This is a genomic window from Salibacterium qingdaonense (assembly GCF_900114715.1).
Lineage (GTDB): Bacteria > Bacillota > Bacilli > Bacillales > Marinococcaceae > Salibacterium > Salibacterium qingdaonense.
Window position 1 is genome coordinate 58,720 of record NZ_FOTY01000017.1, and the last position, 7,999, is coordinate 66,718.

The 7,999-nt window shown below is 43.6% G+C and carries 8 protein-coding genes; 3 read left to right on the top strand and 5 right to left on the bottom strand.

What is annotated here, in order from left to right:
* The first annotated feature begins 94 nt into the window (after positions 1-94).
* Complete coding sequence (locus BM058_RS12610; protein ID WP_090927405.1) at positions 95-1,102, top strand: glycoside hydrolase family 43 protein; 1,008 nt, start codon at positions 95-97, stop codon at positions 1,100-1,102.
* Positions 1,095-2,384, top strand: coding sequence for an oligosaccharide MFS transporter (locus BM058_RS12615; protein WP_090927406.1), 1,290 nt, complete (start codon positions 1,095-1,097; stop codon positions 2,382-2,384). Before BM058_RS12610 ends, BM058_RS12615 begins: the two co-directional genes overlap by 8 nt.
* A gap of 155 nt (positions 2,385-2,539) precedes the next feature.
* On the opposite strand, the gene BM058_RS12620 is transcribed toward BM058_RS12615, so the two are convergent.
* The 5 genes from BM058_RS12620 to BM058_RS18885 form a co-directional block, all read right to left on the bottom strand.
* The gene (locus tag BM058_RS12620; RefSeq protein ID WP_177195547.1) at positions 2,540-3,058 is read right to left on the bottom strand and encodes a PepSY domain-containing protein; all 519 of its coding nucleotides are present in this window, start codon (positions 3,056-3,058) and stop codon (positions 2,540-2,542) included.
* A gap of 90 nt (positions 3,059-3,148) precedes the next feature.
* Positions 3,149-3,697 carry a PepSY domain-containing protein gene (locus BM058_RS12625; RefSeq protein ID WP_090927408.1) on the bottom strand — a complete coding sequence of 183 codons (549 nt, stop codon included), beginning with the start codon at positions 3,695-3,697 and terminating at the stop codon, positions 3,149-3,151.
* Positions 3,698-3,742: 45 nt separating this feature from the next.
* Entirely contained in the window at positions 3,743-5,095 is a 1,353-nt protein-coding gene (locus BM058_RS12630; protein WP_090927409.1) for a sensor histidine kinase, read from the bottom strand.
* On the bottom strand, positions 5,092-5,781 hold the full coding sequence (locus BM058_RS12635; RefSeq protein WP_090927410.1) for a response regulator transcription factor: 690 nt from the start codon (positions 5,779-5,781) through the stop codon (positions 5,092-5,094). Before BM058_RS12635 ends, BM058_RS12630 begins: the two co-directional genes overlap by 4 nt.
* A 492-nt stretch (positions 5,782-6,273) precedes the next feature.
* Positions 6,274-6,540: a helix-turn-helix domain-containing protein gene (locus tag BM058_RS18885; RefSeq protein ID WP_090927411.1), complete on the bottom strand. Its 267-nt coding sequence runs from the start codon at positions 6,538-6,540 to the stop codon at positions 6,274-6,276.
* Positions 6,541-6,625: 85 nt separating this feature from the next.
* Between BM058_RS18885 and BM058_RS12645 the strand changes: the two genes are divergently transcribed.
* On the top strand, positions 6,626-7,819 hold the full coding sequence (locus tag BM058_RS12645) for an AIPR family protein (RefSeq protein ID WP_090927412.1): 1,194 nt from the start codon (positions 6,626-6,628) through the stop codon (positions 7,817-7,819).
* The last annotated feature ends 180 nt before the right edge of the window (positions 7,820-7,999 follow it).

Consider the following 7,999-nt stretch of genomic DNA (forward strand, 5'->3'; position numbering starts at 1 on the left):
GCATGCTTATCAGTATTCAACAAGCAGCATTTTACGCACCTTGAGAAACCGCTTACTACGTGACGAGTTTAGAACTTACTTTATAAGAGGAGTGATGATTATGGAAACTATAAACAACCCTATCGTTTTACAGAGAGCAGACCCTTTTGTTTATAAACACAGTGATGGATATTATTACTTCACCGGATCCTACCCTTCCTACGACCGTATTATTCTGCGGCGTGCCAAACATCTGAATGACCTGCAGGATGCCGAGGAACATGCAGTTTGGCATAAACATAGCGAGGGACCGCAGAGTGATCTGATCTGGGCTCCTGAACTCCACCGGATAGATGGAAAATGGTATATCTACTATGCCGCTTCTCCTGACGACAAAATCGTTGATGACACGTTCAACCACCGGATGTACGTGCTGGAAAATGATTCGGACAATCCTATCGAAGGAGAGTGGAAGGAAAAGGGACAGATCGATCCAGGCTGGTCCACGTTTGCCCTGGATGCAACAACCTTCGAACATGACGGCGTACAGTATTACGTCTGGTCGCAGCAGGATCTGGATATTACCGGCCACTCCAATATTTATATCGCTGAGATGGAGAATCCATGGACATTAGCGGGCCCTCCCGTTATGCTCACCAAGCCTGAGTTATCGTGGGAAATTAGAGGGTTCTGGGTGAATGAAGGCCCTGCCGTTTTGATTAGAAATGGAAAGGTGTTTATTACATACTCTGCAAGCGCTACAGGCGTTGATTACTGCATGGGAATGTTGACAGCTGATGAAGACGCAGATCTTTTGAATACGGAATCATGGACGAAACGTCAGGAGCCGGTCTTTGAAAGCTATACACCGAATGAACAGTACGGGCCGGGACATAACAGCTTCACTGTGTCCGAAGACGGAAATACCGACATTTTGATTTATCATGCCCGTAATTATACAAAAATCGAGGGCGACCCGTTATATGACCCCAACCGTCACGCCCGTGCGCAAGTTATTACGTGGAACGAAGACGGCACCCCTCATTTCGGCGTTCCTGCTAAAGATGACAGATGGACCCCTGATACACCAAAGATTTTAACGAAAGAGGATGAAAATGAATAGTTTAAAGAACAGAACCTTTTGGAATTTCGGCGGTATCAACTTTTTCTATTTTACCGTTTGGACACTCATCATCACGTTTCTGCCGTTATGGTTAAATGACGAGGCAAATCTAAGTACAGCGGAAGCAGGCATCGTATTTTCCACGATGTCTGTTGTGGCCATATTTTTGGAACCGGTTTACGGGGTTATCCAGGACAAACTGGGACTCAGAAGACATTTATTTGCCTTTGTCGTTTTGTGTTTACTTATGATTGGGCCTTATTTTGAATTTGCGTTCATTCCACTCCTTCAATTTAACGTTGTTTTCGGCAGTATAGCCGGCGGGGCGTTCTTAAGCCTGTGTTTATACAGCGGCGTCGGCGTTGTGGAAGCATATACAGAGAGATCCAGCCGCGCCAGCAATTTTGAATACGGCCATGCCCGCTTATTTGGGTCTCTTGCAGGCGGGGCGTTTGCCTTTATCGGCGGTATCATGTTTGTACGTGACCCATTCAGTGTGTTCTGGGTATGTACCATTTCCGCTATTCTGCTTGGCATCCTGCTTTTGATGGTAAACGTCAGAAAACTGGATTCCCAAAGAAAAGTCAATGAGCAGATTGATAACGGCAGCGAAGAGCAGGAAAAAGATGAAGGATCCCACGTGAATAAAGACAGTATTCTAAGTGTTTTTAAGAAAAGAAGTTTCTGGGGCCTCTGTCTTCTGATTATCGGAAGTGCCAGTCTGTATGACGTCTTTGATCAGCAGTTTCCCAACTACTTTGTAAGTTTCTTCCCCGAGGAAGCAAACGGAGAATCCATTTTCAGCAGATTAGCCTCGTTACAGATATTTATGGAAGCCGGGTTTATGGTCCTTGCGCCTTGGTTTATTAATAAAATCGGAGCGAAGAACGGATTGATTCTGTACGGACTCATTTTATTTATACGGGTGATTGGAACCGCTTTTTCAACTACACCGGCGCTTCTCGCACTTTGGAAGCTGCTCGCGGCGATTGAGATGCCTCTCATGCTCGTCTCGATTATGAAGTACATTGTGAATGTATTTGATGCGCGTCTTTCCGCGACAGTCTATATGTTAGGCTTCAATGTGGCCAAACAGCTTGGTGTCGCCTTTTTCTCCCTGTTTATGGGCAGTCTTTACACCAGCCTCGGATTCCAGAATGCCTATATCATTATGTCGATCATTGTCCTGGCCTTGGTCATCCCCGGCGGTTTGTTAATGCAAAGTGACAAAACCCCCAGGAATCAAGAGCCTAACACGATGGAGAATTATCACAGCGCTTAATAAATGATTCTTTTCATTAAATAAGAGCACCTGCACCTGTACAGTCTTCACAGGCGCAGGTGCTCTTTTGGTTGTTATCTACATACAATACCACCGTCTGTGATGATGGGTCTCAGACGGTCATCATCACTTACCATTTTTTCATCGATCCGGGGTTAGTCATCATCTTGATCCTGCTCTGTTTCCATCACTTCACCGGTTTGGCCGTCCACTTTGATTTCATATTCTGTCCTGCCATTTTCCATCTCTATTTCATAATGGCCGTCATCAAGCTCCACTTCCGTCACTTGACCTTCGCCTTCTGCTTTAGCAGCTTCCACCGCCTGCTGCTTTGAAACGTTCACCTTACCATTGCTCTCCTTTTCATCGTCATCATCTCGGTCGATTCTGATGACTTTTCCGGAATTGGCATCGATATCCATGTCCATATCTCTTCCATCCGCTTCGGTACCATCCACTTCATAAAGGAGACGGCCGTCATCATTTTCTTTTTCGATATGATCCACTGTCAGCCCCTGCACTTTCTCTTTCGCCGCAGTTTCCGCTTCACTTACGGAAAGCTCTGCCTTCTGTCCGTTCCAGTCATCCCCGCTGTCCGCCATCGCGCTCACACCGAAAGTACTGCCTATAACAACCGCTCCCACTACACTGCTTATCATCCATTTCTTCTTCATTCTCATGTCCTCCTTTGAGTGAGTCTATCTACAGCTTACTCAATCAAGATGAGAATTCATGGAAAGAAAAATGAGAATTTGATAAGAATTCTAATCATCCCAGCTGACGGACATGATCTCTCCGGTAATGCTGTTCACCTGTACCGTAGCTTCCCTGTCGTCTTCTCTTTCAATTTCTACTAAAAAGAAAGAACCGTTGTCGGATGACTCGCGGTCGACATCGTCCACGCTGCCGGGCACACGTTCCAAAGCGATCACTTCGGCTTGCTCCTTCGTCATCGGGTCTTGCGGATCAGATGGTTCGGGTGATGCGGACGGAGCAGGCGGCTCTTCGTTTTTTTCTGTTTTTGCCGGTGCTTCTTCTCCAGACTGGAAGGCCTGGGTGCGCTCCATCCGAATGATTGTCCCATCCTCTCCGGAGACCTCAAGCTCATATTCGCCGGTTTCCATCGTCAAAAAGACCAGGTAGCGATCACTCTTTTGTTCCATACTCGTGATGCTTCCGGTGTACTGTTCTTCGACTTTTTGACGTACATCCTCAGCTGATACACTTTCATCACCAAGCCACAGCCGGACTCCCTGCCACCCTGCTGCAAGCAAAAAGACAATCATGACAGCAATCGTTATGTTGTATTTCACGTTTTATTCACCTCTTGTTCTATTTTACAAAAGGATCATGAGAATTTACTGAGAAAGCGGCAGAAAAATTACTGCGGTTGTTCCCTGTCCGACTTCGCTTTTCAATTGAATGTCCGACCCGAGAGCCCGGGCGAGCTCTTCAGCCAGCGACAACCCCAGGCCAAAGCCTTCTGATCTCCGAGACCTGGATTCATCCACCTGGTAAAAACGATCAAATACTTTGTTAAGTTGATCCTTGGGTATGCCTATGCCGTCGTCGGTGATCCTGATGGCAGCCTTATCTCCACTCCTCACCACCTGCACCTCAATGGGGGTATCGCTGTACTTGCGGGCATTGTCCAAAAAGATGTAGAGGAGCTGCTTGAGTTTCTGTTCATCCGTCTTTACGATGACTCCCTCGGGCCCTTCAAATGCAACGTCACGCTCGTATGCTCTCTCAAATGAATGAATGATGGACTGCAGAATTCCCGATACGTCATGATATCCCCATTCCATATTCCACTCTTCATCTTTCCTGGCCAGAAGCAGAAGCTGCTGAGTCAATCCCCGCATCCGTTCCGCTTCAGATTGAATGGCTTCGACCGATTCGTAAAAAAGGGCTTCGTCCTCTCTCCCACGCCGCTTTAACAAGCTGGAATAAGACTCAATAACCGTGAGCGGCGTTTTTAATTCGTGGGACGCATTCGATACGAACTGCTCCTGCCGTTCATAGTTCGTCTCCAATTGATGGATCATTTCATTAAAGGTCTCTGTCATTTGAGAAAGTTCATCTTTCGATTGCTTCGAATGTTCAATCTGCTCAAACCGGCCGCTCTGCCGGATTTGATTCATCGTTTGAATCAAAGAGGTGATTGGTTTCGTCATTAGATTACTCAACACACGAGCCGATAGAAACAGAGGAATCAAGGCAGCCACCGTGACAACAAGTAACACAATCCTAAGTAACGCCAAATTCCCGGCTTCTGTCTCCATCGACTCCATCAGCTGCAGGGACGCGACCTCTCCTCCTTTCCACACGACAGGCTGCGCCGCAAACGCGTAAGGGGTGTCTTCCAGCCACCGGACTTCGGTCATACTCCGCTCGTAAAACCGGGTTTTTTGGCCGGTAAGCCGCTGTCCATTTCCACCCGTGACGACCACGTCCGACTGACCATTCTGCAGAACAATGTTCAACATGCCCTCCGGCGGCACGTAGGCCCGCAGCAGATCCTGTGACGGAACAGCGCCTTGATTCTCATTGATTCCCGTGAGTACCTGCTCTGCTTCCTGCCCGGCCTGCTCCATCTCTGTACCGAACATAATGTTTTTGAAAGAAAAATAAACAGCCACGTTGATCAGAATCAGAAGAATAATAAACAAAACTGTCGTGAACACATGAATTTTCGTTGTCAGCTTCATCGTGGATCCTTCAGCACATACCCCACACCTCTTACCGTGTGAATAAGCTGCGGGTCATAGCCTTTGTCCATTTTATTCCGCAGGTACCGGACGTACACTTCCACAATATTGGTGTCCCCGTCGTAATCATAGCCCCAGACGCGTTCCAGAAGCTGTTCCCGGTTCAGCACCTGACGCTGGTTGTGCATAAAGTAAGCAAGCAGGGAAAACTCCTTTGCCGTAAGCTGAATCGGCTCCCCGTCCCGAAAGACTTCATGAGTGGACTCATTCAACGTCAGATCAGCGGCGCGCAGCGCATGCGCGTTTTCTGCTTCGGAAGTGTTTGTCCGCAGAGCGGCACGGATTCTCGCCAGCAGTTCCTCAATCTGAAATGGTTTGGTAACATAATCGTTCGCACCCAGATCCAGCCCTTTCACCTTATCCTCCAGCTCATCTTTTGCCGTCAGCATAATAACAGGAGTCGGATCCCCGCCGGAACGAATCCGCCGCAGCAGATCCACCCCGCTCATCCCTGGAAGCATAACATCCAGTATAATAAGATCCCATCCCCCGCTGCGGAACTGTTCGATTCCCTCCAGCCCGTCATGTGCTTTAACTACGCAGTACCCTTCGTACTCAAGCTCGAGCTCCAGCACCCGGGCAATTTTCTCCTCATCTTCGACTACCAAGATAGACGGCTTTCTCATCATCATCCCTCATTCGTCTGTATCATCTATCGATAGTGTAGCACAGTCAGATTTTTTTCTGCTGGTAAATAAAGAATGCAGGCACCCATCATCTGGTACTTGCTTTCTTTTTACGCACTAATTTAGTAACGGCTTCAACTAAAAATCCTTATAGACTGTATTTTGCAATTAAGAATATTGCAGCTGAAAATTTAGAACTCTACCACCCCAATTGGTATTATTCAAAAAAACTAATGTTTACACCCAACAATCGCTATCTTCCAAAAAGCTTAATATTTTAGTTTAGCAAATCGTATGATTACAAATGCGATTATGAACCTGAATGAACTAACATTTTCCATTTATTCAGAACTTGATGTGATAAGTAGAGTCTTTATTCGTATCAATCTGTCTTTAAATAAAATAACAATTCTGAATCATCCTTCTAACGAGGCGTATACTTCATCTCATACAAATCATTTTAACTACTATATACTAAACTTCATACGAGAATTACTCAAAAATATTGATAACTAGTATACGAAATATTTCTTCAAGCTCCATATTTCCAAAAGCCTCGTTGTTATATATTTTTACTATAGTTTCAATTGTTATACGATTATAACCATTTTCGTAGTTACTAATCATTTTATTAGACACATCAATTTTTTCAGCTAGCTCGGATATTGTCATTCCATTATACTCACGTAGCAGTCTAAGTTGATCTCCCATTTTAGAATATGGGTCGTTAAAAAAAGTTATTCTTTGTCTTTTGACCATAAATTATGTACCAAGGTTCCTTCCAATTTATTATAGTAATCAATATACTTATAAGTATAACAAAAGATATTTAGGAGGAGTTAACATGACGGAAAATAAGTACAGTTTTGAATATCAAAATTATTCTAAACTAAAAAGTCCTTACCAAAAAGATAATCGGGAAGTTTACCATTTATGGGTGAATGTTAAACAAATTCCTCATGGTTTTCCAACAGAGGTAAACCCTAGGGATGTAAAAACAAATACCAAAGTGTACAGAAGAATTAGGGATGCTCTAACAGAGAGTACACAATCTTTTTTTGTGAATAACAGGGGAATTTTAATATCTGCCAAAAATGTAACCTTAGATTCAGTAACAAAAGAAATCATTTTAGATCTAGGTGCAGATGATGAAAATGATAAGTATGGGGTACTGGACGGCGGACACACATATCACGCCATAATAAATAACAAACTAGAATTGGACCCAGAAATCGAACAGTTTGTTCACTTAGAAATCATGACGAATGTAATGGAAATAGACGAACTGTCTGGTGCTAGAAATACTAGTGTCCAAGTTTCAGATAAAGCAATAGCAGAATTAGCAAATAAATTTGAATTCGTCAAAAAAAGCATTGAAAACGAACCTTATTCAAGTGATATCGCATATAGAGAAAATGAGGATAAAAGATTAGATACAGTAGATTTAGTGAGACTCATGTATGCTTTTAATGTATTTAAATATGGAGGAGATAGTGCTCACCCGATTCAAGCCTATAGTGGTAAAGCAGAAGTTCTTAAGGACTATTTAGCTAATTACGATGATAAAACAAAGGGTAATAGAAATGACTATATGCAAATCGCTCCATTATTACCAGATATCATACATTTGTATGAAAAAATAGAATTAGAAATGGCTGATGGATACAAAGCTGTTAATCCGAAAGGTGCTTTTGGAAGAATTAAAGGAGTCGATAAAAAAGAAAAAGGAACAACTACAAAATACTTTCAAACACCAACTAGTTACCAAATTACACAAGGATTTATATTCCCTATACTAGCCGCATTTAGAAGCCTCATAGAGATTAAAAATGACGATACTCTAGAGTGGATAGTGGATCCTTTGAAAGTATGGGAAAAATCTAAAGGTAAACTCGTTAATAATACAATCGAAATGTCAAGACAACTCGGTAATAACCCCCAAAGTACGGGTAAAAGTAACGCACTGTGGGTACAAAATTATGATGCTGTAAATTCAGAAAAACTCCAAATTCAAATAGAAATGCTACAAAACAAATAAAATTCTGCCACGAAGAAGTTAAGAATAATAAAAGCAGAAAACTATCTGTTCTCAGGCTTTGGAGAAAGTGTCGACAGCGCGAGTAGTATGTGTAAAATAGTTCTCGGTAGTTGCGAGAGCTGATCGGTGGCAAAAAAAGAGAAGGTCCTCTATCATCAATGTATGCCTAGCGAGCAAATA

Bases quoted from the DNA above. Each gene is read 5' to 3' on its own strand.
- BM058_RS12610 (WP_090927405.1), top strand. From the start codon at position 95: ATGATTATGGAAACTATAAACAACCCTATCGTTTTACAGAGAGCAGAC.
- BM058_RS12615 (WP_090927406.1), top strand. From the start codon at position 1,095: ATGAATAGTTTAAAGAACAGAACCTTTTGGAATTTCGGCGGTATCAAC.
- BM058_RS12620 (WP_177195547.1), bottom strand. From the start codon at position 3,058: ATGAAGAAGAAATGGATGATAAGCAGTGTAGTGGGAGCGGTTGTTATA.
- BM058_RS12630 (WP_090927409.1), bottom strand. From the start codon at position 5,095: ATGAAGCTGACAACGAAAATTCATGTGTTCACGACAGTTTTGTTTATT.
- BM058_RS12635 (WP_090927410.1), bottom strand. From the start codon at position 5,781: ATGAGAAAGCCGTCTATCTTGGTAGTCGAAGATGAGGAGAAAATTGCC.
- BM058_RS18885 (WP_090927411.1), bottom strand. From the start codon at position 6,540: ATGGTCAAAAGACAAAGAATAACTTTTTTTAACGACCCATATTCTAAA.
- BM058_RS12645 (WP_090927412.1), top strand. From the start codon at position 6,626: ATGACGGAAAATAAGTACAGTTTTGAATATCAAAATTATTCTAAACTA.